Raw genomic sequence first — 24,263 nt, 5'->3', positions numbered from 1 at the left:
AATCCGCGGGTCCTCGACTCTCTCGGTACGCGATGCGAGCAAGCATTGCGAGAGGCTCCAGGAGGTGCGCGAATGCGCAGACGTGGCAAATATTTCGTGAGCGCGGTGGTCGCGGCGACGGTTTCCATGTTGCTGACCGCTTGCGGTGGCGGGGATTTGAAGGAATCGGGGGGTGTGCCCGTACTGCGTTATCAAGGGTGGGCGTCCCAGGTCACCATTCCCGAGCTGGCGGAGGATCTCGGATTCTTCGATGGCAAGGTGAAATTGGATTGGCAGGGTAATACGATCAGCGGGCCGCAGGATATTCAGTCGGCGGCTACCGGGCAGGTCGATTTCGGTGGGGCGTTCGGCGGGGCGGTGGCCAAGCTCGCGCAGGCCGGGGCGCCGATCACGGCGGTTATCAACTATTACGGGTCCGATGAGAAGACGTTCACGGGGTTTTATGTGCCCGAGGACAGCCCGATCCGGACGCCGAAGGATCTGGTGGGCAAGAAGATCGGTGTCAATACCCTGGGCGGTCAGTCCGAGGCGGATGTCCACACCGCGCTGAAGAAGAACGGGCTCGACGAGCAGCAGATCAAGCAGGTGCAGCTGGTGGTGCTGCCGCCGCCCAACACCGAGGATGCGGTGCGGCGGGGGCAGGTGGATGTGGCGGCGCTGAGCGGGCAGTTCCAGCAGCGCGCGCTGGCCAATGGCGGATTGCGGCCGGTATTCACCGACTTCGAGCAGTTCGGTCCGTTCAATGGCGGGCAGTACATTTTCCGCAATGACTTCCTCGCGAAGAACGCGGCGGTGGTCGAGGCGTTCGTCAATGGGGTTGCCAAGGCCATCGAATGGCAGAAGACCACGCCGCGGGACCAGGTCGTCGCCAAATTCACCGAGATCATCGAGAAGCGCAAGCGCGCGGGCGAGGATGCGTCGTCGGTGAAGTTCTGGCAGTCGGTCGGTGTGCCCGCCAAGAACGGCGTGATCACCGACGCCGACTTCCAGCGGTGGGAACCGTGGCTGCGCGATACCGGCGCGATCACCGGCACGCTCGACGTGTCGAAGCTTTACACCAACAAATACAATCCGAACTCACCACAGTGACAAGGGAATTCGGGCCTCGCCACCACGGCGGGGCCCGAATTCGTCTCAGGCCGTTTCGGCGAGCCGCGATTCACGGGCGGCGGCGCCCGGCCACGGAATGTACACCGGGATATAGCGGCCCATGGCCGCCGAGCCCAGCGCGGCGGCCGCCCCGATGACCACGACCGCCACCGCGAGCGGACCCGTCGCGGCCAGCCCGCTGATCACGAGCGGGCCCACGAACGATCCGCTGTCGTGGGTCAGCCGCCAAGCCGCGAGAAACTCGGCGCGGGTGGCGGCAGGCGCGACATCGGCCCCGATGGTCATGATCACCCCATTGCCGATGCCGTTGCCGATGCCCAGCACCACCGCCGCGAGGGTCAGGGTGAGCGGCGAATACGTCAGCGGCACCAGCCAATACCCGACCGCCAGGATCGCCAGCGACGGCACCGCGATGAAACGGCGACCGTACCGGTCCATCAAATGCCCGGCGGGGTAGGCGCACAGCACGTCCAGCCCCGCGCCGATACCGTAGACCAGGCTCGCGGTGGCCGCGCTCGCGCCGAGGTGATCGGCCCACAGCGGCAGCACCACCTCCCGGGCCGAGCGGGCCGCGCCCATCAGCAGCGAACCCGCGCCCAGGGTGAACAGCAGCCCGTAGTGCGCTTTGCCGATGGCCAGCAGCGACGGTACCGGGCCCCCATCGGTACCGGACTCGGCGGTCTGCGGATCCGGCAGCCGCGCCATCAGATATCCGGCCAGGGCGATAGCGACCGCCTGCACCAGGAATCCGCCGCGCGGACCGGTCGCCAGGATCGCGGCCGCCCCGAGCAGCGGCCCGAGGAAGAACCCCAGCCGCATGGCCCCGCCGAACAATGCCATGGCGCGGGCACGCTGTGCGAACGGCACCACCTCGGTCAGGTAGCTCTGGCGCGCCAACCCCCAGATGGCATTGGACAATCCGGTGATCACCAGGCCCACACCCAGTACCGGCACGTTCGGGGCGAGCAGGCACAGCAGCACTCCGAGCAGGCCCGCGGTGCTCGCGCCGATGATCGAAACCCGTTCGCCCAGGCGGGAAACCACCTGCCCGGCGGGAATGTCGCCCAGGATCTGCCCGAGCCCGACCAGCGCGACCGTGACCCCCGCGACCGCGGGTGACGCGCCCAGCTCGAGCGCGGTCAGGGTCATCACCGGCGCGGCAGCTCCCATCCCGATGCCGTAGGCGGCGGCCGGGACATAGACGGTGAACAGCAGGGGCCGAAGCGAGATCGGCGCGGGCGGGGCGGCGGGCCGGCAGATGGTCATCCCAGGACTGTGCGGAGGCGAGCGCCCCCGGAGCAAACGCGTTCCCGCAGCGTGGAAATCACGCTGATTGCAATCGGCGTGCGCCGAACCGGAAACGACCGAGGGCCGGGCATCCGACGATGCCCGGCCCTCGAGTACGTGAATCGCCTTACGGCAGCGGACCGCCCGCGGCGATCGCGGACAGGGTGGCGAACTCGTCACCCTTCAGCGAGGCACCGCCGACCAGCGCGCCGTCGACATCGGTCTGACCGACCAGTTCGCCCACGTTCTTGGCGTTGACCGAACCGCCGTACAGGACGCGAACGCCCGCGGCCACTTCGGGATTCGCCAGCTCGGCGAGCTCCTTGCGGATGGCGCCGCAGACTTCCTGGGCGTCGGCCGGGGTGGCGACCTTGCCGGTGCCGATGGCCCACACCGGCTCGTAGGCGATGACGACCTTGGAGATCTCTTCGGCGGTCAGGCCCTTGAGCGAGCCGCGCAGCTGCTCCAGGTTGTACTCCACGTGCGTCTTGGATTCGCGGATGCCCAGGCCCTCACCGATGCAGACGATCGGGGTGATGCCGTATTCGAGCGCCCGCTTGGCCTTCTCCAGCACGATGGAGTCGGTTTCGTTGTGGTACTGACGCCGCTCCGAGTGGCCGACCACGACGAACGAGCAGCCCAGCTTGGCCAGCATGGAACCGCTGATCTCGCCGGTGTACGCGCCCTCTTTGTGGGTCGAGACATCCTGCGCGCCATAGGTGATCAGCAGGCGATCACCCTCGACGAGCGTCTGCACGCTGCGCAGGTCGGTGAAGGGCGGAATGACCGTCACATCGACCTTGTCGAAGTACTTCTCCGGCAGTGCGAAGGCGATCTTCTGCACCAGGGCGATGCCCTCGAGGTGATTGAGGTTCATCTTCCAGTTGCCGGCGATGAGAGGCTTACGTGCCATGGTTCAGTCCTCCAGCACCGCGATGCCCGGAAGTTCCTTGCCCTCCAGGTACTCCAGCGACGCGCCGCCGCCGGTGGAGATGTGCGAGAAACCTTCGTCCGGGAGACCCAGAATGCGAACGGCCGCAGCGGAATCGCCACCGCCGACGACGGTGAACGCGCCCTTCGAAGTGGCCGTGGCGATCGCCTCGGCGACGCCGCGGGTGCCCGCGGCGAACTTCTCGAACTCGAACACGCCCATCGGACCGTTCCAGAACACCGTCTTGGCCTCGGTCAGCAGCGCCGCGAAGCGATCGGTGGATTCGGGGCCGATGTCCAGGCCCATCCAGCCGTCCGGAATCTCGTTGGCGTCCACCACCTTCGACTCCGCGTCGGCCGCGAACTTGTCCGCCACCACGATGTCGCGCGGCAGGTGGATGACGTCGGCGTAGGTTTCGAGGAGCTTCTTGCAGGTGTCGATCATCTCTTCCTGCAACAGCGAGGAGCCGACCGAAAGGCCCTGTGCGGCAAGGAAGGTGAAGCACATGCCGCCGCCGATCACCAGGGTGTCGACCTTGGGGGCCAGCGCCTCGATGACGGCCAGCTTGTCCGACACCTTGGAGCCGCCGAGCACGACCGCGTACGGCCGCTCGGTGTCCTCGGTCAGCTTCTTGAGCACCTCGGTCTCGGCCGCGACCAGTCCGCCCGCGTAATGCGGCAGCAGCTTGGCCACGTCGTAGACCGACGCCTGCTTGCGGTGCACGACACCGAAGCCGTCGGAGACGAAAGCGCCGTCGTCGCCGACCAATTCGACCAGCGCGTTGGCCAGCTTCTTGCGATCGGCCTCGTCCTTGGAGGTTTCGCGCGGATCGAAGCGAATGTTCTCCAGCAGCAGCACATCACCGTCGGTGAGGCCCTCGGAGCGCGCGAGCGCGTCCTGGCCGACCACGTCGCCGGCGAGCTGGACATTGCGGCCCAGTTCGTCGGCGAGACGCTGTGCGACGGGCGCGAGGGAGAACTTCGGATCCGGCTCACCCTTGGGGCGGCCCAGGTGCGCGGTCACGACGACCTTGGCGCCCGCCTCGGCGAGGGCCTTGATGGTCGGCGCGGACGCGATGATGCGGCCCGGGTCGGTGATGACGCCGTTGTCGAGGGGCACGTTCAGGTCGGAGCGCACCAGCACGCCCCGGCCCTCGACACCCTCGTTCAGCAGATCCTGGAGAGTCTTGATCGCCATAGGTTTACAGCGACTTACCGACGAGACCGGTCAGGTCGACCAGGCGGTTGGAGTAGCCCCACTCGTTGTCGTACCAGGAGGCGACCTTCACCTGATTGTCGATGACCTGGGTCAGCGGCGCGTCGTAGATGGAGGAGTGCGGGTCGGTCACGATGTCGGAGGAGACGATCGGATCGACGTTGTACTTCAGGATGCCCTTCATCGGGCCGTCCGCGGCGGCCTTCATGGCGGCGTTGATCTCGTCGACCGACGCGGCCTTGGCCAGGTCCACGGTGAGGTCGGTGAGCGAACCGGTCGGAACCGGCACGCGCAGCGCGTAACCGTTGAGCTTGCCGAGCAGTTCGGGCAGCACCAGGCCGATGGCCTTGGCCGCACCGGTGCCGGTGGGCACGATGTTCAGCGCGGCGGCGCGGGCGCGACGCAGATCCTTGTGCGGGGCGTCTTGCAGGTTCTGGTCCTGGGTGTACGCGTGCACGGTGGTCATCAGGCCACGCTCGATGCCGAACGAATCGTTGAGCACCTTGGCGATCGGGCCGAGGCAGTTGGTGGTGCAGGACGCGTTCGAGATGATGTTCTGCGAACCGTCGTACTTGTCGTCGTTGACGCCCATCACGATGGTGATGTCCTCGCCGGAGGCCGGCGCGGAGATGATGACCTTCTTGGCGCCCGCGGCCAGGTGGCCCTTGGCCTTCGAGGAATCGGTGAAGATGCCGGTGGATTCGACGACCACGTCGACACCCAGGTCGCCCCAGGGCAGCGCCGCCGGGCCTTCCTTGATGGACAGGGCCTTGATCCGCTGGTCGCCGACCACGATGGTGTCGTCGCCGTCGAGCGAGACGTCCTGCGGCAGGCGGCCCAGGATCGAGTCGTACTTGAGCAGGGTGGCAAGGGTCTGGTTGTCGGTGAGGTCGTTGACCGCGACGATTTCGATGTCAGTCTGGCCGAGCGCTTTCTGCGCTGCGACCGCCCTGAAGAAGTTACGTCCGATACGACCGAAGCCGTTGATGCCTACCCGGACAGTCACGTTATCGCTCCTCAGCTTTCAAGCGGATCGTTTCCGTTGCTCCAACCACCCTAGCGCTGCCCGGATACATCACCGACACGCAGGTGTCACCAGTCCGCCAGGTAAGTAACGAAACGATCTCGGTGGGCATTATTTCCCGTCATCCCGGCGTGCTTTCGGCCGGGATCTCCCTTGTGGCAGTGAGATTCCGGCCAAAAGCACGCCGGAATGACGAGGGTCGTGGCGTGGACAGCAGCGAACCCCCGGCATCGGATGCACGGGGGTTCGCGACGGTTCAGGCTTCTTCCAGCAACTCCGCCGTCACAGCGGATTCGGTGTCCGGGATGCCCAATTCCTTGGCCCGCCGGTCGGCCATCGACAACAAGCGTCGAATGCGGCCTGCCACAGCGTCTTTCGTCATCGGCGGGTCGGCCAGCTGGCCGAGCTCCTCCAGTGACGCCTGCCGGTGCAGCACGCGCAGTTTTCCTGCGGCGGCCAAATGATCCGGCACATCGTCGGCGAGGATCTCCAGCGCGCGCTCGACACGGGCGGCGGCGGCCACCGCGGCCCGGGCCGAACGACGGAGATTCGCGTCGTCGAAGTTGGCGAGGCGGTTCGCCGTGGCGCGGACTTCGCGGCGCATGCGCCGTTCCTCCCACGTCAGGCGGGTGTCCTGCGCACCCATACGGGTGAGCAGTGCGCCGATGGCCTCACCGTCACGCACGACCACGCGGTCGGTGCCGCGTACTTCGCGCGCTTTGGCCGAGATGCCCATGCGCCGGGCCGCGCCGACGAGCGCGAGCGCCGCCTCGGGTCCGGGGCAGCTCACCTCTAGGGCCGACGAGCGGCCGGGTTCGGTGAGCGAGCCGTGCGCGAGAAACGCTCCGCGCCAAGCCGCTTCCGCATCCCCGATGCTGCCGCCGACCACCTGCGCGGGCAAACCGCGCACGGGGCGACCGCGCACATCGAGCAACCCGGTCTGGCGCGCCAGCGCCTCGCCTTCCTTGGAAACCCTTACTACGTACCGGGAGGTTTTCCGGAGTCCGCCCGCACCGAGAACGTGCACGTCCGAGCCGTAGCCGTACAGCTCGAAAATCTCGCGGCGCAGCCGGCGCGCGATGGAACCCATGTCCACCTCGGCCTCGACGATCACGCGACCGCCGACGATGTGCAATCCACCGGCGAACCGCAGTAGCGCGGACAACTCGGCCTTGCGCGAGCTCACCTGTGAAACGGTGAGCCGGCTCAGCTCGTCCTTCACTTCCGCTGTCATCGCCACGAGACGCGCTCCTTTCCACCCAACCCGGACCGCACACTCTGGCTCATATGCCGTCCTTCGACTCGAAGCCCTGCCAATTCCGGCCGAGGTTGCCGGATCACCTGATCCAGTGCGGCGGCAAGCTTTCCGGGGTGGTGCCGGTCCGTCCCCGCCTCGGCGACATCAGCGAAGGTTACTCGCGCTCGCAGCTGTTCGGCAGCTCTTGCCACATGTTCGCGTTCCCTACCCTCGGGTACGGAACCGGAATCGACCAAAACATGATCCACCGTGAAATCCGGTGCGTGCTGGGACAATACATGCAGGTGCCGTTCCGCGGAGAATCCGGCCGTTTCGCCCGGTTCCGCAGCGAGGTTGAGCACCAGCACTTTCCGTGCCCGAGTGTGAAGTAGAGCTTCGTGCAATTCGGGCACGAGCACGTGCGGGATGACGCTGGTGAACCAGCTGCCCGGACCCAGCACCACCACGTCCGCGTGCTCGATGGCCGAGGTGGCCTCCGGGCTCGCGGGCGGGTCCGAGGGAATCAATCGCACGCGACGTACTTTTCCGGGCGTGGTGGCGACCGCGACCTGACCGCGTATGCAGCGGCTGACGCGCGGATCCCCTTCCAGCCCAGCCACATCCGCTTCGATGGTGAGCGCGATGGGCGACATGGGTAGCACGCGTCCGGTGACGCGCAGTATCTTTCCGGCCTCGTCGAGGGCGGCGACGGGATCGCCCAGCTCCTCGGTCAGTCCGGCCAGGATGAGATTGCCGACGGAGTGACCGGCGAGGGCTCCGGTACCGCCGAAACGGTGCTGCAAGGTCCGCGCCCAGATGCCGTCGGATTCCTCGGCCAAGGCCGCCAACGCCATTCGTAGATCACCGGGCGGCAGGATGCCGAGTTCGGCGCGTAGCCGTCCGGAGGAGCCGCCGTCGTCGGCGACCGTCACCACCGCGGTGATCTTGCGGGTCAGCCGCCGGATGGCGGTGAGCGTCGCGTACAGACCGTGTCCGCCACCCAGCGCGACGATCGCCGGGTTGGTTTCGCGCCCACTCATTCTCGCCCCAGATCCCGATGTACCACGCGCACCACATCGCGTGAACCGTTCTTGTCCGCGCCGGTGCCTAACTCCTCGCCCAATGCTTCCGCTATGGCCACGCTGCGGTGTTTGCCACCCGTGCAACCCACTGCCACGGTCATGTATCGCTTCCCCTCTTGGCGGTAGCCCTCGGTGGTGAGATCGACGAGGTGACGCGCGGTGCCCAGGTAGTCCTGCGCACCCGGCCGCGACAGCACGTACTCGCTCACCGGGGCATCCTGTCCGGTCTTCTCGCGGAGTTCGGGCACCCAATGCGGATTGGGCAGAAAACGCAAATCCAACACCATGTCGGCGTCGAGTGGTACTCCGTACTTGAAACCGAACGACTGGATTGTTAATTGGAGCGCGGTCGGCGCTGCGCCCCCGTATGCCTCCTCCAACTTGCGGTGCAACTGATGAATGGACAGCGCCGTCGTATCGATCACCAGATCGGCGGCCGTCTTCACCGAGGACAGCCGCTCACGCTCCGCGGTGATGCCCGCGGTGAGGGTGCCGTCGGCGCTCTCGCTCTGTAGGGGATGCCGCCGGCGTGCGAAGCCGAAGCGGCGGATCAGCACGTCATCGCTGGCTTCCAGGAACAGGATCCGGGTGCTCACACCCGAGGTGCGTAGTTGTTCGGTGACCGCCGAGAGATTTCCGGTGAAGAAGCGGCTGCGTACATCCATGACCAGGGCCAGTTTCCGGATGGGCGGGTCCGCGCTCTCCCCCAGCTCGACCATGCGCCCGATCAGCTCGGGCGGCAGATTGTCGGCCACGTAGTACCCGAGGTCCTCGAGCACTTTGGCGGCGGTGCCGCGACCGGCACCGGAGAGCCCGGTAACGATGACGACCTGCTGGGGATCACCGATCTCGGTCGCATTGGAGTTCTCGACCGCACTGCTACTGGCTTCGACGCGCGTCATGTCCTACCGGGGGTTCGTGTCTGGGGTTTCCTCGATCATCCTGCACCGATGCCGGTTTACCCGGCAGGCTCACGCGTTATCAGTGATACAGATGTGATTGTTGCGCTTCACCTGCACACACGGCGTGTCGCAAAATGTTTGCTCGGCGTGTCGCACTCTACCGGCATGGACGGAACTGCTCGGTTTCGAAGCTGGGACTACTCGCCCCGAAGCGCCGCGAGCACCGCTTTGGCGGTAGCCACGCCGATGCCCGGGACCTCGGTGATCTGCTCCACCGTAGCCTGCTTGAGGTTGGCGACGGACCCGAAATGCGTGACCAGTGCCGTTTTCCGCGCCGAGCCCAGACCGGGGACCGCGTCCAGGGCCGATTCGGTCATGCGGCGCGAGCGCTTGCTGCGGTGGAAGGTGATGGCGAAGCGGTGGGCCTCATCCCGCACCCGCTGGAGCAGATACAGCGATTCGCTGGTGCGCGGCATGATCACCGGATCGGGCTCGTTGGGAACCCAGACCTCTTCCAAGCGCTTGGCCAGGCCGATGACCGCGACGTCGGTGATGCCGAGTTCGTCGAGGACCTCGGCGGCGGCATTGACCTGGGGCGCGCCGCCGTCGACCACGTACAGGTTGGGCGGGTAGGCGAAGCGGCGCGGTTTACCGGTCTTGGGGTCGATACCCGGGAGGCCGGGATCGCCTGCCCCGGAATCGGATTCGAGGTCGGCGGCCTCGGCGGCATCCAGGTCGCGGCGCAGCTTGGCGAAGCGGCGGCGGGTCACCTCGGCGATACTGCCGACGTCGTCGGAGCGGCCCTCGCCCGCGGCCTCCTTGATGGCGTAGTGCCGGTACTCGGATTTGCGGGCCAGGCCGTCCTCGAACACCACCAGCGAGGCGACCACATCGGTGCCCTGCACGTGACTGATGTCCACGCACTCGATGCGCAGCGGAGCGCTGTCCAGATCGAGCGCGTCCTGGAGTTGCTGGAGCGCGGCCGAGCGCGCGGTCAGGTCGCCGGCGCGCTTGAGCTTGTGCTGCTGGAGCGCCTCCTTGGCATTGCGCTCGACGGTCTCGGCCAGGGCTTTCTTGTCGCCGCGCTGCGGGACCCGCAATTGCACGGCCGAACCGCGCAGGTTCGACAGCCAGTCCTGGACCTGTTCGGCATCGGCCGGCAACGCCGGGACCAGCACCTCGCGCGGGACCACCGCGCCGGGCTGTTCGTCGCCGGACTGGGCCGCGACGGTGGTCTGCTCGCCGTAGAACTGGGTGAGGAACTGCTCGACCAGGGCGGGCAGTTCGCCGCCGGATTCCAGCGAGTCGGGCCCCTCCGCGGTTACGCGGGCTGCCGCCTCCGGGCCTGACCGACTCATGTCGAGGGCATCACCGGATTTGTCGACCACCCAGCCGCGCTGACCGCGTACCCGGCCGTCGCGCACATGGAAGACCTGCACCGCGACCTCGAGGTCGTCGAGCGCGAAGGCGATGACATCGGCGTCGGTGCCGGTGCCCAGCACCACGGCCTGCTTCTCCAGGGCGCGCTTGAGCGCCTGCACGTCGTCGCGCAGCCGGGCGGCGAGTTCGAAGTCGAGTTCGTCGGCGGCCTCGAGCATGCGCTTCTCGAGCTGCTTGACCAGGCGGTCGGTCTTGCCGGAGAGGAAATCGCAGAAGTCGTCGACGATCTGCCGGTGCTCGGCCGCGTTCACCCGGCCCACGCACGGGGCGGAGCATTTGTCGATGTAGCCGAGCAGGCAGGGCCGCCCGATCTGGTTGTGCCGCTTGAAGACTCCCGCCGAGCAGGTGCGCACCGGAAAGACGCGCAGCAGCAGGTCCAGGGTTTCGCGGATGGCCCAGGCGTGCGCGTACGGGCCGAAGTACCGGACGCCCTTCTTGCGCGCGCCGCGATAGACGAAGACGCGCGGGTACTCCTCGTTGAGGCTGACCGCCAGCACCGGATACGACTTGTCGTCGCGGTAGCGCACATTGAAGCGCGGATCGAATTCCTTGATCCAGTTGTATTCGAGCTGTAGCGCTTCCACTTCGGTGGAGACCACGGTCCACTCCACACCGGCGGCGGTCGTCACCATCTGCCGGGTACGCGGGTGCAGCCCCGCCACATCCGCGAAGTACGAGTTCAACCGGCTCCGCAGGCTTTTCGCCTTACCGACGTAGATGACCCGCCCGTGCTTGTCCCGGAACTTGTACACACCGGGTTCGACGGGAATGGTGCCCGGCGCGGGCCGGTACGTCGCGGGATCTGCCACGGCACCAGGTTAACGACCCGGTCCGACAGGACCGCCGGGCCGGTTCGCCCCCGGCCTCCGCGGGCCCCCGCGACACGTCCGGGTGCACGCGCCACGCCGCAATTCGCATCCACGAGCGCCGCGGCGACGAACGTACCCACAAGATCAGTGCACAACGATGGGAGCCCCATGATCCGCCTTCGTCGCAGCCGCCGCTCGCTCGCGATCTGGTCGGCCTTGATGATGGCCGCCGCCGCGCTCGTCGGCGTCTCCATGCCGTCGTCGGCGCGATCCGAGGACGACTCGGTCTTCGTGTACGGCGACTACCTCGTCCACGAATCCACCTCCCTCGTCTGCGTCGGCACCGCCCGCGAGGCCGCGAACGCACCCCTCCTCGCCTGAACCCGGTCCCGCCGATCCGGAAAGCCTTGCCGCCCCGCCATTCCGACGCACCCCTTCGTCATTCCGGCGGGCTTTCAGCCGGAATCCACCCGGTTCCGGATCGACAGTTCGTGCGACATTGCATCGCACGCAATCCCGCACGGCCTGTCGGATTCGAAAGTCGCTGGGCGCGTAGCGGGTCGCGCGACACGCCACGCCCGGTGAGGGATCGGCGCGTAATTACCGCGTCACGACGCCGGGCGCGGTCAGTATGGGACGGAACTGTCATTGGACGTACCCGTCCGCTTACGAACGGAGCACCATTGATAACCCATCTCCACCTGCGCCGCCGCTCGGTCGCGCTGGGGTCCGCCTTCGGGATCGGCGCGGCCGCGCTGGTCGCGGTCGCGGCCCCGTCCGCCCAGGCAGCGGCGGGTGCGGCCTGCCGCATGGACCGCACCCTGGACACCGTCACCTACACCTGCCCCGATGACGGGCACTGGTACGCGGCCGTCGTGCAGTGCCTGGGCACCCGCAAGGTCGGCAACGGTCAGCAGTCGCCGTTCTTCATCGTGGGCGACTCGCCGCGGCCGCTGATGCCGATGACCATCGAATGCAGCGGCGACGGCAAGCAGGGCGTCGTGTTCAACTCCTGGACCGAAGGCCCGTTCTAACGGTCCGCTCAGGCGCTCAGGCGTGAGTCCAGCTCACGCCCCAGCGCCGGCGCGAGATCGCCGCGTTCGCCCGCTTCGACGGTGTCGAGTTCCAGCCAATCGGCCATTTCGCGCAGGGCTGCCGCCAGCTCGGCCGCGACCCGCGGGGTATCGCGGCCGGGTTCGGCGAACGCGCCCGGCACCAGCAACCGGCCCGTACCGCGCTCGGCGCGCAGGTCCACCCGGGCGACGAGTTCACCGTCCAGCAGGAACGGGAAGACGTAATACCCGTGCACGCGTTTGTGTTCCGGGGTGTAGATCTCGATGCGGTAGTGGAAGTCGAAGAGCCGCTCGGTGCGGGCGCGGAAGAAGATGAGCGGGTCGAACGGGCACAGCAGCGCGGCCCCGGCGACCCGGCGCGGGGTGCGGGCCCGCGCGTGCAGGTAGGCGGGTTTGTCCCAGCCCTGCACCCGGACCTGTTCCAGCTCACCGGTTTCCAGGAGATCGGCGATGGCCGGTTCGGTCTGGCGGCCCTTGAGCCGGTAGTAGTCGCGCAGATCGGTCTCGGTGGCGATGCCGTGCGCGGCGGCGGCCCGGCGGACCAGTTCCCGCACGGCGTCCGTCTCGTCGATCCGCCGCTCCCGCACCTCGGCGGGGATCACATTCTCGACGAGGTCGTAATGCCGCTGGAAGCCAACCCGTTTGGGCACGGTCACCTCACCCGCGGCGAACAGCGCCTCGCACACGACCTTGGTGTCGCTGTAGTTCCAGCCCCAATTGTCCTTGGCGCGCGGCCGATCCAGTTCCAGGTGTTTCTCCACCTCACCGGCGGTACTCGGACCGAACTCGGCCAGCACGCCCTTCACCTCGTCGCTCAGCCCCGGATTGCGTTCCAGCACTTGGCGCATCCCGTTCCAGCGCCCGTGCCGGTACTCCTCCATGCGCCAGCGCATCAGCGCCCAATCCTCGACCGGCAGCAGTGCGGCCTCGTGCGCCCAGTACTCGATGAGCTTGCGCGGGCGGCGCGCGGAGTGCGTCCACGCCGCCTCGTCCAGCAGCGCGCGATCGTAGGCCCCGATCCGGCTGAACACCGGTGCGTAGTGGGCGCGCACCACCGCCGACACCGAATCCAGCTGGAGCAGCCGGGTGCTGTCTAGGACCTTGAGCACGGCGCGCCGATTCGGCGCGGCACTCGGGCGGGCGGCGGCGAAGCCCTGGGCGGCGAGCGCGGTGCGACGCGCCGCGGCGACCGTCATGGTCGCGGTGCGAGAAATCGACACACTGGCACCATGCCATGTCCCACCGACAGACAAGTTCGATACAGTCATGTATCGAACCACGACAAACCTAGGAAATGGGCATGATCGAGAATCCGGATGTCATCGTCGTCGGCGCCGGTCTGGCCGGTCTCGTCGCCACTCACGAGCTGGTCAAGGCGGGCCGCCGCGTACTGGTGCTGGATCAGGAGAACCGCGCGAACCTCGGCGGCCAGGCTTTCTGGTCACTGGGCGGGCTGTTCTTCGTGGACAGTCCGGAACAGCGGCGCCTCGGCGTGAAGGACTCGCTGGAGCTGGCGATGCAGGACTGGCTCGGCTCCGCGGGCTTCGACCGCGAAGACGAAGACCATTGGGCGCGGCAGTGGGCGCGGGCCTACGTCGAATTCGCCGCCACCGAGAAGCGGCAGTACCTCCACGACCTCGGACTGCGGGTGACCCCGCTGGTCGGCTGGGCCGAGCGTGGCGGCGCGAGCGCGGACGGGCACGGCAATTCGGTGCCGCGCTTCCACCTGACCTGGGGCACCGGGCCGGAGGTGGTGCGGGTCTTCCTCGAACCCGTACTGGAGGCCGAGCAGCGCGGGCAGGTCGGGTTCGCGTTCCGGCATCGGGTGGACGAACTGGTCGTCGACGGCGATGCCGTCACCGGGGTGCGCGGCAGCATCCTGGAGGCCAGCCATGCCGAGCGCGGGGTGGCCTCGTCCCGGAACGCGGTGGGCGAGTTCGAGTTCGGGGCGCGGGCGGTGATCGTCACCTCCGGCGGCATCGGCCACAACCACGACCTGATCCGCCGCAACTGGCCGGTGGATCGCCTCGGCCCGTGCCCCGAGCACATGATCTCCGGGGTGCCCGCGCACGTGGACGGGCGAATGCTGGCCATCACCGAGGCGGCCGGCGGGCGCATCGTGAACCGGGATCGGATGTGGCACTACACCGAGGGCATTCACAATTGGGATCCGATCTGGCCCGATCACGCCATCCGGATCATTCCCGGACCCTCGTCGATGTGGTTCGACGCCAACGGCAAGCGGCTGACCGCACCGAATTTCCCCGGCTTCGACACCAATTCGACGATGAAGGAGATCCTGGCGACCGGCTACGACTACTCGTGGTTCGTTCTCACCCAGTCGATCATCGAGAAGGAATTCGCGCTCTCGGGTTCGGAGCAGAATCCCGATATCACCGGCAAGGACCTGAAACTCACGCTGCGCAGCCGCGTCGCCAAGGGCGCGCCCGGGCCGGTCGAGGCGTTCAAGAAGCACGGCGTGGATTTCGTGGTCGCCGATAATCTGACCGACCTGGTGGCCGGCATGAACAAGATCGCGCGCGGCCCGCAGCTGGATTTCGCCGAGATCGAACGCCAGATCGTGGCGCGCGATCGCGACGCCGAACACAAGTTCAGCAAGGACGCGCAGCTGATGGCGATCGGCAATGCCCGCCGCTACCTGGGCGACAAACTGGGCCGGGTCGCCACCCCGCACAAGATCCTCGACCCCGAGCACGGGCCGTTGATCGCGGTGCGGCTGAACATCCTGACCCGCAAGACGCTGGGCGGCTTGCAGACCAACCTGGATTCCCAGGTCATGCGCCCCGACGGCACCCCGTTCCCCGGCCTGTACGCCGCGGGCGAGGTGGCCGGATTCGGCGGCGGTGGCGTGCACGGCTACAACGCGCTGGAAGGCACCTTCCTGGGCGGCTGCATCTTCTCCGGCCGCGCGGCCGGTATGGCACTGGGACGCAGCCTGAGGTGACGGAAACGGTTGCCGCTCAGCGTTTCACCCGGGCGGCAACCACCCTCACACCGCCACGAACCAGCGGTAGCAGTCCTTGCGCAGCAGCAGCGCGAGCACGACCCCGGACGCCATCACGCCGATCAGCACCGTGAAAGGCCCCACCCCCGTGGGCATTTCGGCGGAGACCAGGGTAAAGACCCCCAGAAACGCTTGCAGGCTGGCCAATCCCAGCGCCGCCACCCACACCCAGCGCGAGCGCACCGCGAAAAGCAATGCCACTCCCCCGGTTACCAATGCGGCGGCGAAATGCCCCAGGCTCCCCGCCACGCTGCCCGGCCCGTCGGTGACGGCCAGCAGACCGTGCAGCACCGCGAATCCCATTGCCGCCAAAGCCGCATAGCGTGTTTCCCGCACCTGCGCGGGCAGCACCATCTCGGAACTATCACGGCGAACCATCCGGACCAGCCCGGCAATTCGCTCGGAAATCGAAGCAGGAACACCGTTTCCCGCATCGGCCGGCGAGATATCGATCTCGTCGACCACAGCCGCGTGCGAACTCACAGCACTCCTCATCGAGCGTCTTCGGTGATGCGCCCCCTGCGAACGCATCGACATGACGCTAACCAGATGAATGGAGCGCGAACAATCTCCGCGGCGAAGTTATGGCCATGGCCACACTCGATAGGAAGCGGCGCAAACAGTGAAACCGCTCACAGCGCCGCGCCCGGAAATTACTTGTCGTCCAGGGGGATCGGCGGGATCACCGGGAACTCTCCGGTGTAGCCCTCACGCATCTTGGCTATGGCCAGCACCCGTTTGCGGGCCACCATCCAGCCGATCATCAAGGCGGGCACGATGATCACCAGACTGCCCACGGTCCAGGTGCCGACCGGCCGGTCGAAGGCCATCAGGATCAGAACCGCGAAAAGGAAGACCAGGGTGGCGATTCCGGTGTAGGGCGCGCCCCACATCCGGAAGGCCGGACGCTCGGCGGTGCCGTTCTTCCACCAGTACCACAGCTTCAACTGGCACAGCACGATGGTCGCCCAGGACGCCAGAATGCCCAGCGATGCCACGTTCAGCACGATCTCGAACGCCTGCTCCGGCACCACGTAGTTGAGCCAGATGCCGAACAGCGCGATGGTGCTGGTCAGCAGGATGCCGCCATAGGGCACACCGGCTTTGGACATGCGGGCGGTGAATTTGGGCGCACTGCCGTTCATGGCCATCGAGCGCAGGATGCGGCCGGTGGAGTACAGGCCCGCGTTCAAGCTGGACAGCGCGGCGGTGAGCACCACGAAGTTCATGATCGAGCCCATGTGCGCCACACCGAGTTTGGAGAAGAAGGTGACGAAGGGGCTCTCACCGGCCTTGTAGGCGGTGTAGGGCAGCAGCAGTGCCAGCAGGATCACCGAACCGCAGTAGAACACCGCGATCCGCACGATGACCGAGTTGATGGCGCGCGGCATGATCTTGGCCGGATTCTCGGTCTCGCCCGCCGCGATGCCGACCATTTCGACTGCGGCGTAAGCGAACACCACACCCGAGGTGACGGTGATGAGCGGCAGGATGCCGGTCGGGAACCAGCCGCCGGCATCGCTGACCATGCGGAAACCGGTCTCCTGGCCTTCGACGGTGAAGCGGCCCGCGAAGAACACGGTGCCGACCACCAGGAAGGTGAGCAAGGCCAGCACCTTGATCATGGCGGCCCAGAATTCCATCTCGCCGAACCACTTCACCGAGGCCAGGTTGATGCCGAGCACGATGACCAGTGCGCCCAGCGCCAGAATCCACTGCGCCACGGGCTGGAACGGGCCCCAGTAATGCAGGTAGGTCGCGACGGCGGTGGTGTCGACGATGCCGGTCATGGACCAGTTCAGGAAGTACATCCAGCCGGCCACGAATGCGGCCTTCTCGCCGAAGAATTCGCGCGCGTAGGAGACGAACGAACCCGAGGACGGGCGGTGCAGCACCAGTTCGCCGAGCGCGCGCAGAATGAAGAAGACGAAGATGCCGCAGATCAGATAGACCAGGAACAGTGCCGGTCCGGCGCTGGCGAGGCGACCGCCCGCACCGAGGAAAAGACCGGTGCCGATGGCGCCGCCGATGGCGATCATCTGCAACTGCCGTGGCTTGAGGGCCTTGTGATAGCCAGCGTCCTCGGCATTGAGGCTGGTGGCAGCTGTCCGGGTCTCGGTCATACGCCGGTTATTCCTCCGCAATCGTGTTTTGAGGCGCTTCGACACTACCTTGCCGTTTGCTGTGGATCACATCGGCGCTCCGTAAGAACCACATTCGAGCGGTACACGCACGTCGAGCGCGCTCGAGATCTCACTTTGCGAGATAGCTATCCCGAAGCTCGAACCGCGGCCGGGTACCGGAACCGGCGGAAACCGGACATCCCCCGGGTCGGGGTAGACAAACTCGCGCCCGCGCGGCTCGGCGGCGCTAGAGTCCGATCATGAGGCGCTCGCGAACGCGGACCTGGGGCGGCTCGGCCGCTGCCCTGCTGCTCCTGCTCGGTTTGGCCACGGCATGCTCGTCGGGTTCGGACTCCCCGCAGGGCACCTGCGTGACCGCCCCGAACGGCACGCCCGTCACGGCCCGGGCCTCGGGCGGCGGTCCCACCACCACGAATCTGAGTCAGCATCCCGAGATCGCCTCGGGATACCGGACCGGCATGAAACCGGTGCACACCACCAACTTCGCGGTCTCCACGGCCAATCCCATCGCCACCGAGGCGGCCTGCCGGGTGCTGCGCGACGGCGGGACCGCGGCGGACGCGTTGATCGTGGCGCAGACCGTGCTCGGGCTGGTGGAGCCGCAGGCTTCGGGTATCGGCGGCGGGGCGTTCCTGCTCTACTACGACGCGGCCGCCAAGACCCTCGACGCCTACGACGGGCGCGAGACCGCCCCGGCGGCCGCCACCAACGACTACCTGCGCTGGGTCAGCGATACCGATCGCACTGCGCCGCAACCGAATGCGCGCGCCAGCGGCCGGTCCATCGGAGTGCCGGGGGCGTTGCGGCTGCTCGAACTCGCGCATCGTGAGCACGGCAAGCAATCGTGGAAGGATCTGTTCGGGCCCGCGATCTCCCTGGCGGATCAGGGTTTTCAGATCAGTCCGCGGCTGGCGGGCCAGATCGCCGACTCGGCGGCCGATCTGGCACGGGACGAGAACGCCAAGGCGTACTTCCTCCAAGCCGACGGCAGCGCCAAGACCGCGGGCACCACACTGAGCAATCCGGCCCTGGCCAAGACGCTGGGCGCCATCGCCACCGACGGCGCGAACGCCTTCTACACCGGGGCCATCGCCGCCGATATCGTCGATGCCGTGGCCACCAACTCCGGCGGCCGCACCCCCGGGCTGGTCTCGCTCGCGGATCTGTCGTCGTATCAGGCGAAAAAGCGCACCGCGGTATGCGCCCCATACCGCACGCACGAGATCTGCGGCATGCCCAATCCGTCGTCCGGCGGTATCGCCGTCGCGGCGATTCTCGGCATCCTGTCCAATTACGACCTGTCGGCCATGCCGCCCGACGACGTCTCCGGCGATTCCGATACCGCACGCAACGGCGGCAAGCCCAAAGCCGAAGCGGTGCACCTGATCTCGGAGGCCGAGCGCCTGGCCTACGCCGACCGCGACAAGTACGTCGCGGATTCGGATTTCATTCCGCTGCCTGGAGGCTCACCGCAGGCGCTGATCGACCCGAACTATCTGAAGTCGCGGGCGGCGCTGATCGACCCGAATCGCAGCATGGGCACCGCCCAGCCCGGTGATTTCGGCCCGGTCCCGCTCGGCACCGGTCCGCAGCCGCCCGAGCACGGGACCAGCCACATCTCCATCGTGGACAGCTTCGGCAACGCCGCCTCCATGACCACCACCGTCGAATCCGCTTTCGGCTCCTTCCATATCGTCGACGGTTTCGTGCTCAACAACCAGCTCACCGACTTCGCCACCGAACCCCTGGGCAAAGACGGTCAGCCCGTGGCCAATCGCATCGATGCCGGCAAGCGCCCGCGCAGCTCCATGGCCCCCACCCTGGTCTTCGACCGCTCCGGTGACGGCGCGCGCGGCCGGCTCGCCTATGTGACCGGCTCCCCCGGCGGCTCGGTCATCATCCAGTTCGTGGTGAAAACCCTGGTGGCCATGCTGGATTGGGGCCTGAACCCGCAGCAGGCGGTATCGATGGTCGCCTTCGGCGCGGGCAACTCCCCCACCACCAATGTCGGCGGCGAGCACCCGGCCATCGACCCTACCGACAACGGCGACCACGATGCCCTGGTCCAAGCCCTGCGAAAACTCGGGCACACGGTCTCGGTGGCACCGCAATCCAGTGGCCTGTCCGCCCTGGCCCGCGAACCCGACGGCTGGGTGGGCGGCGCGGATCCGCGCCGGGAAGGAGCGGTGCTCGGCGACACCCGCTGAGGGAGAGGGCTAGTCGCGCCCGGTGTACTTCGCTCCGAGTTCGCGGAAGCGGTCCATCGCTTCCGCGGCTCGGAGTTTGTCGTTGCGGCGGATGGCGAGCATGGGCACGTACTCTTCGTGCACCAGTTCCAGGCGCGCCCAGGACTTCTTGTCCGGGAACGAGATGCCGCGGATATCGGGCCAGCGGAACAGGTTGTCGCCTGCGATATTTCGGACCTGGACGCCTTGGGCGCCGACTCGTACGCGGGGACGGGTGAGCAGCAGGACCGCGCCGCCGAGCAGGAAGCCGAAGACCGCCATGGCGATCTGGTCGGAGATCCGGAAGTTCACGCCGGTGGAGCCGACGCGCAGGAACACGCCGGCCAGGGTGAAGCCGACCGCGAGCACGGCGGCCACGATGCGGGCGGTCCGGACCGAGTGGTGCGGGCGGATCTCCAGATCCCACTCGTTCGATGCCACAGCGGCTTCGGCGGGGGTGGATGCTGTTTCGGCGGTTGGCATTTCGGAGTCACCGGCCTTCGTTTCGGCGGCAGGCTGGCGGGGCGGCTCCTCGGAGCCGCCGTCCCGCTTCCAGATCCGGACGACTGGCATTGCTCAGACGGTCTGACGCAGCTCGCGCAGGGTGAGCGCGGCGTCCAGGGCGGCCGCGGCGGCCTGCTCGCCCTTGTTCTCGACCGAACCGGGCAGGCCCGCGCGGTCGAGGGCCTGCTGTTCGGTGTTGACCGTCAGAACGGCATTGGTGACCGGGGTGCCCTCGTCGAGGGAGACCCGGGTCAGACCGGCGGTCACCGAATCGCAGACGTACTCGAAATGCGGTGTCTCACCGCGGATCACGACGCCCATGGCGACCACGGCGTCGTGGGTGCGGGCCAGGGCCTGCGCCACCACCGGCAGCTCCATGGCGCCGGCGACCCGCACCACCGTGATATCGGCGACGCCCGCTTCGCGCGCGGTCTTCTCCGCGTTGGCGAGCATGGCATCACAGATCTCGGTGTGCCAGCGCGAGGCGACCAGACCCAGTTTCAGGTCCTTGGCATCGGCGAGCTGGAATGTCGGTACGCCGGTACCGCTCATCGGTCTCCGCCCTTCCCGGTCGTTGTCGGTATGCGTATCAGTGCGCGGTCTCGCCCAGGTCGAGATCGTCGAGGCCGACCAGATCGTGGCCCATGCGATCCCGCTTGGTGCGCAGGTAGTTCAGGTTGTGGTGGTTGGCGTGCACCGGCATCGGCACCCGCTCGCTGATGCTCAGCCCGTAACCCTCGATACCCGCGCGCTTGTCGGGATTGTTGGTCAGCAGGCGCATCGAGGTGATGCCCAGATCCGCGAGAATCTGTGCGCCGGTGCCGTAGTCGCGGGCGTCGGCGGGCAGGTTCTGGGCGGTATTGGCATCCACCGTGTCCAGGTTCTCGACGTCCTGGAGCTGGTAGGCCTGAAGCTTGTGCATGAGCCCGATGCCGCGACCCTCGTGTCCGCGCATGTAGAGCACCACGCCGCGGCCCTCGTCGGCCACCAGCTTCAGCGCGGCATTCAGCTGCGGGCCGCAATCGCAGCGCAGCGAACCGAACACGTCACCGGTGAGGCATTCGGAATGCACTCGCACCAGGACGTTTTCACCCTTGCCGTTGGTTCCCGCGAGATCACCCATGACCAGGGCGACGTGCTCGGAGTCGTCGTACTCGGACCGGTAGCCGATGGCCCGGAAGGCGCCGTACTCGGTCGGGATCTTGGCTTCGGCGACCCGCTCGACATGCTTCTCGTGGCGACGCCGCCATTTGATGATGTCGGCGATGGAGATCAGCGCCAGATCGTGTTCGTCGGCGAAGACGCGCAGCTCCTCGGTGCGCGCCATATCGCCCTCGTTCTTCTGCGACACGATCTCGCAGATGACGCCGGCGGGGCTGAGCCCGGCCATCCGGGACAGGTCGACCGCGGCCTCGGTGTGGCCGGGGCGGCGCAGCACGCCACCGTCCTTGGCGCGCAACGGAACCACGTGTCCCGGGCGGGTCAGATCGTCGGACTTGGCGTCCGGGTCGGCCAGTACGCGCATGGTGGTGGCGCGGTCGGCGGCCGAGATACCGGTGCTGATGCCCTCGCGGGCGTCGACGGCGACGGGGTAGGCGGTGCCGTGGCGGTCCTGGTTGACCGCGTACATGGGCGGCAGGCCCAGGCGATCGCAGTCCGCGCCGGTGAGCGGCACACAGATGTAACCGGAGGTGTAGCGGATCATGAAGGCCACGAGCTCGGGAGTCGCCTTCTCCGCCGCGAAGATGAGGTCGCCCTCGTTCTCACGGCCCTCGTCGTCGACAACGACGACAGCCTTACCGGCCGCGATGTCGGCGACTGCGCGCTCGATGGTGTCGAACCTGGTCACGTCTGTTGTGCTCCATCTCCAATTAGGTGCCTACCTACAGTAAGGCAGTCCCACTGCCCGTTTTGCGCCGCCTCCGGCGCGAGCGCGGATCAACCGCGCTGGGTGAGCCGTTCGACGTATTTGGCGATGACATCCACCTCCAGGTTCACGGTGGTGCCGACCGGGGCGGTGCCCAGGGTGGTCAGGGCGCGGGTGGTCGGGATGAGGGAGACCTCGAGCCAGTCCTTGCTGCCGTCGGCGGCGGCTTCCTCGGCGATGCCGAGGCCGGAGACGGTGAGCGAGATGCCGTCGACGGTGATGGAGCCCTTCTCGACCACGTAACGAGCGAGGTTGTCGGGCAAGGAGATTCGCACGACCTCCCAGTTCTCCGAGGGGGTGCGGGAGAGCACGGTGCCGGTGCCGTCGACGTGGCCCTGCACGATGTGGCCGCCGAGGCGGGAGTTGACGGCGGCGGCGCGCTCCAGATTGACCTGGGAGCCCACGCCGAGACCGCCGATGCTGGAACGGTTCAGGGTTTCGGCCATCACGTCGACGGTGAAGGTATCGCCCTCCACCTTTTCGTCCACGACGGTCAGGCAGACGCCGTTCACCGCGATGGAGGCGCCGTGAATGGCATCGGAGGTGACAATGGGCCCGCGAATGGTGAGCCGGGCCGCGTCGGCCAGCTGCTCGGAGGCGACGATCTCGCCCAGCTCCTCGACGATGCCAGTGAACATGCCCAACCTCTCCGTCGTCACGACCCGACCACCGGGCCCGCCGCTTGCGCCAACAGCCCGCACCGGTGGCGGTATTCCCCCGGCACGGCGGCTGTCCCCACCAGCCTAACGACGGCTGGTCGTAGGCGACATGCGGCCTTGTTCACTGGAGCGTTCACGACCTTGAGGTACGCAATAGTGCGAGAACCGAACCGGCGGATGCAAGATTGTCCGAATTACACGGATCAGCCGAATGAAATGTCGGAATTTCTCGACTCGGCGAATTAACCGGTCGGTGCGCAACCATGCGGTTGTACCCAATCACGACTCGCCTACACCAAAATCTTGCGCAGCAGCGGAAATGGACGCAAGATTGTTATGCAGCTGATTCCTGCGGTTCAACTTCCCGCTCCACAACACAGCTTCACAACACAAATTGGGAGTGCAGCGTGACCACGCTTCTCGATTCGACACTCGAAGTTCGCTGTGTCCAGTATCGACGCGAATTTCACCTGCCGGCATCGATAGATCCGACCTCACGCCACATCCTGCTCGACATAGGCAGCCGTTACGGCGCCATCACCATGCCCGCGGAACTCGGCGAGCGCGTGCAGCGGCGGCTGGCGCAGGCCGAACTCGCCGGGCCCGTCGTGCACCATCCCCGCGCGCGGCGCTGGACCTTCATCACCGGCCCGGCCCGCCCGGACACGCTCAGCACATCCGTGTCCGCCGCCCTGTTCCGGCTCTACGCCACCGTCGCCTGCACCGGCGCACAGGTCGTGCTCCCCTCCGCCGATGACGAGCGGACCGGTTATCGCACCTGGATCCAGTCGCCCGAGGCCGTGGCCGCGGTGCCGCCGCTGGAATCGGTGGTCGAGGCGCTGCTCGGGCGCTGACGGCGGGGACCTCCCCGGTCGCCGATAACCGGACTATCCGGCGGCCGGGGACGCCGTCACTTTCGACGTTTCGGCTTATTCGGCGGTCGCGGCCTCGGCCGCGATCACCTTCTGCCGCAACGCTTCCACGGTCGCGGCCGGATCCGGAGTTCCGTAAACCGCGGAGCCCGCGACGAAGCAGTCGACGCCGGCTTCGGCGGCCTGCTCGATATTGTCCATCTTGATGCCGCCGTCGATTTCGACCACCAGGCGCAGTTCGCCCGAATCGACCAGATTGCGCACGATGCGTGCCTTCTCCAGCACGTGCGGAATGAAAGACTGTCCGCCGAAACCGGGTTCGACGCTCATCACCAGCAGGGTGTCGAATTCGCGCAGGATCTCGAGGTACGGCTCGATCGGCGTGTTCGGCTTGATCGACAGGCCGGCCTTGGCGCCGGCGGCGCGAATATCGCGCGCCACCGCGATCGGATCGTCGGTAGCCTCGGCGTGGAAGGTGACGTTGTAGGCGCCGGCCTCCGCGTAGCCGGGCGCCCAGCGCTCCGGTTCGGTGATCATCAGATGGCAGTCGAGCGGAATGTCGGTGACCCGCAACAGGCTTTCGACCACCGGCAGGCCCAGCGTCAGGTTCGGGACGAAGTGGTTGTCCATCACATCGACGTGCACCCAGTCCGACCCTTCGATGGCCTTCACCTCATCGGCGAGGCGCGCGAAATCCGCGGACAGGATGGACGGTGCGATCATCGGCGCGGGCCGGGTGAACGGGGAGGAAGAGGTGCACACAGGCCGAAGTGTATCGGCCCCGATAGCACACGCGG

Annotated in this window: 22 protein-coding genes; 6 read left to right on the top strand and 16 right to left on the bottom strand. The window is 67.2% G+C overall.

The features are described 5' to 3' along the window. The first annotated feature begins 72 nt into the window (after positions 1–72). Positions 73–1,089, top strand: a complete 1,017-nt coding sequence (locus NI1_RS04195) for an ABC transporter substrate-binding protein (protein ID WP_067814143.1) — start codon at positions 73–75, stop codon at positions 1,087–1,089. A gap of 45 nt (positions 1,090–1,134) precedes the next feature. Here the strand turns inward: NI1_RS04195 and NI1_RS04190 are convergent, their stop codons facing one another. The 8 genes from NI1_RS04190 to uvrC form a co-directional block, all read right to left on the bottom strand. Continuing rightward, entirely contained in the window at positions 1,135–2,376 is a 1,242-nt protein-coding gene (locus tag NI1_RS04190; protein WP_067814141.1) for an MFS transporter, read from the bottom strand. A 148-nt stretch (positions 2,377–2,524) separates the two neighbouring features. Beyond that, positions 2,525–3,310 (bottom strand): triose-phosphate isomerase, encoded by a 786-nt coding sequence (gene tpiA, locus NI1_RS04185; RefSeq protein WP_067814139.1) that lies wholly within the window; start codon positions 3,308–3,310, stop codon positions 2,525–2,527. A 3-nt stretch (positions 3,311–3,313) separates the two neighbouring features. Then, positions 3,314–4,525, bottom strand: coding sequence for a phosphoglycerate kinase (locus tag NI1_RS04180; RefSeq protein WP_067814137.1), 1,212 nt, complete (start codon positions 4,523–4,525; stop codon positions 3,314–3,316). Between the two features lie 4 nt (positions 4,526–4,529). Further along, entirely contained in the window at positions 4,530–5,549 is a 1,020-nt protein-coding gene (gene gap / locus NI1_RS04175; RefSeq protein ID WP_067814134.1) for a type I glyceraldehyde-3-phosphate dehydrogenase, read from the bottom strand. Between the two features lie 274 nt (positions 5,550–5,823). Next, positions 5,824–6,807 carry a DNA-binding protein WhiA gene (whiA, locus tag NI1_RS04170; protein WP_067713266.1) on the bottom strand — a complete coding sequence of 328 codons (984 nt, stop codon included), beginning with the start codon at positions 6,805–6,807 and terminating at the stop codon, positions 5,824–5,826. Further along, the gene (locus tag NI1_RS04165) at positions 6,798–7,844 is read right to left on the bottom strand and encodes a gluconeogenesis factor YvcK family protein (RefSeq protein ID WP_067814133.1); all 1,047 of its coding nucleotides are present in this window, start codon (positions 7,842–7,844) and stop codon (positions 6,798–6,800) included. The genes whiA and NI1_RS04165 overlap by 10 nt, the downstream gene beginning before the upstream one ends. Continuing rightward, positions 7,841–8,788 (bottom strand): RNase adapter RapZ, encoded by a 948-nt coding sequence (gene rapZ, locus NI1_RS04160; protein ID WP_084522519.1) that lies wholly within the window; start codon positions 8,786–8,788, stop codon positions 7,841–7,843. The genes NI1_RS04165 and rapZ overlap by 4 nt, the downstream gene beginning before the upstream one ends. 197 nt (positions 8,789–8,985) lie before the next feature. Then, positions 8,986–11,037: an excinuclease ABC subunit UvrC gene (uvrC, locus tag NI1_RS04155; protein WP_067814131.1), complete on the bottom strand. Its 2,052-nt coding sequence runs from the start codon at positions 11,035–11,037 to the stop codon at positions 8,986–8,988. A gap of 168 nt (positions 11,038–11,205) precedes the next feature. Between uvrC and NI1_RS04150 the strand changes: the two genes are divergently transcribed. Continuing rightward, the gene (locus NI1_RS04150; protein ID WP_067814130.1) at positions 11,206–11,418 is read left to right on the top strand and encodes a hypothetical protein; all 213 of its coding nucleotides are present in this window, start codon (positions 11,206–11,208) and stop codon (positions 11,416–11,418) included. A gap of 302 nt (positions 11,419–11,720) precedes the next feature. Continuing rightward, the gene (locus tag NI1_RS04145) at positions 11,721–12,071 is read left to right on the top strand and encodes a hypothetical protein (protein ID WP_067814128.1); all 351 of its coding nucleotides are present in this window, start codon (positions 11,721–11,723) and stop codon (positions 12,069–12,071) included. An 8-nt stretch (positions 12,072–12,079) separates the two neighbouring features. Here the strand turns inward: NI1_RS04145 and NI1_RS04140 are convergent, their stop codons facing one another. Beyond that, positions 12,080–13,306, bottom strand: coding sequence for a winged helix-turn-helix domain-containing protein (locus tag NI1_RS04140; RefSeq protein WP_067814127.1), 1,227 nt, complete (start codon positions 13,304–13,306; stop codon positions 12,080–12,082). 104 nt (positions 13,307–13,410) lie between these two features. On the opposite strand from NI1_RS04140, the gene NI1_RS04135 reads away from it, so the two are divergent. Then, positions 13,411–15,075: an FAD-binding dehydrogenase gene (locus NI1_RS04135; RefSeq protein WP_067815315.1), complete on the top strand. Its 1,665-nt coding sequence runs from the start codon at positions 13,411–13,413 to the stop codon at positions 15,073–15,075. Between the two features lie 45 nt (positions 15,076–15,120). Here NI1_RS04135 and NI1_RS04130 read toward each other — a convergent pair whose 3' ends face one another. Then, complete coding sequence (locus NI1_RS04130) at positions 15,121–15,489, bottom strand: hypothetical protein (RefSeq protein ID WP_169815535.1); 369 nt, start codon at positions 15,487–15,489, stop codon at positions 15,121–15,123. A gap of 299 nt (positions 15,490–15,788) precedes the next feature. Then, on the bottom strand, positions 15,789–17,258 hold the full coding sequence (locus tag NI1_RS04125; RefSeq protein ID WP_067814123.1) for an amino acid permease: 1,470 nt from the start codon (positions 17,256–17,258) through the stop codon (positions 15,789–15,791). A 260-nt stretch (positions 17,259–17,518) separates the two neighbouring features. On the opposite strand from NI1_RS04125, the gene NI1_RS04120 reads away from it, so the two are divergent. Beyond that, positions 17,519–19,486 carry a gamma-glutamyltransferase family protein gene (locus NI1_RS04120; RefSeq protein ID WP_084522518.1) on the top strand — a complete coding sequence of 656 codons (1,968 nt, stop codon included), beginning with the start codon at positions 17,519–17,521 and terminating at the stop codon, positions 19,484–19,486. A gap of 9 nt (positions 19,487–19,495) precedes the next feature. Here the strand turns inward: NI1_RS04120 and NI1_RS04115 are convergent, their stop codons facing one another. From NI1_RS04115 to NI1_RS04100, 4 genes are all read right to left on the bottom strand, one after another. Next, on the bottom strand, positions 19,496–20,077 hold the full coding sequence (locus NI1_RS04115) for a PH domain-containing protein (protein WP_245663053.1): 582 nt from the start codon (positions 20,075–20,077) through the stop codon (positions 19,496–19,498). A gap of 3 nt (positions 20,078–20,080) precedes the next feature. After that, positions 20,081–20,560, bottom strand: coding sequence for a 6,7-dimethyl-8-ribityllumazine synthase (ribH, locus tag NI1_RS04110; protein WP_067814119.1), 480 nt, complete (start codon positions 20,558–20,560; stop codon positions 20,081–20,083). 37 nt (positions 20,561–20,597) lie between these two features. After that, positions 20,598–21,857, bottom strand: coding sequence for a bifunctional 3,4-dihydroxy-2-butanone-4-phosphate synthase/GTP cyclohydrolase II (locus tag NI1_RS04105; RefSeq protein WP_067814117.1), 1,260 nt, complete (start codon positions 21,855–21,857; stop codon positions 20,598–20,600). A gap of 89 nt (positions 21,858–21,946) precedes the next feature. Further along, positions 21,947–22,573, bottom strand: a complete 627-nt coding sequence (locus NI1_RS04100; protein ID WP_067814115.1) for a riboflavin synthase — start codon at positions 22,571–22,573, stop codon at positions 21,947–21,949. Between the two features lie 428 nt (positions 22,574–23,001). Here NI1_RS04100 and NI1_RS04095 point away from each other — a divergent pair, with 428 nt between their 5' ends. Continuing rightward, positions 23,002–23,448, top strand: a complete 447-nt coding sequence (locus tag NI1_RS04095; protein ID WP_067814113.1) for a hypothetical protein — start codon at positions 23,002–23,004, stop codon at positions 23,446–23,448. A 75-nt stretch (positions 23,449–23,523) separates the two neighbouring features. Here the strand turns inward: NI1_RS04095 and rpe are convergent, their stop codons facing one another. Continuing rightward, positions 23,524–24,189: a ribulose-phosphate 3-epimerase gene (rpe, locus tag NI1_RS04090; RefSeq protein WP_067814111.1), complete on the bottom strand. Its 666-nt coding sequence runs from the start codon at positions 24,187–24,189 to the stop codon at positions 23,524–23,526. Positions 24,190–24,263: the final 74 nt, after the last annotated feature.

Source organism: Nocardia inohanensis NBRC 100128 (genome assembly GCF_001612945.1).
GTDB lineage: Bacteria > Actinomycetota > Actinomycetes > Mycobacteriales > Mycobacteriaceae > Nocardia > Nocardia inohanensis.
The sequence above is the reverse complement of the archived record's forward strand: the minus strand, read 5'-3'. Positions and strand labels throughout refer to the sequence as shown.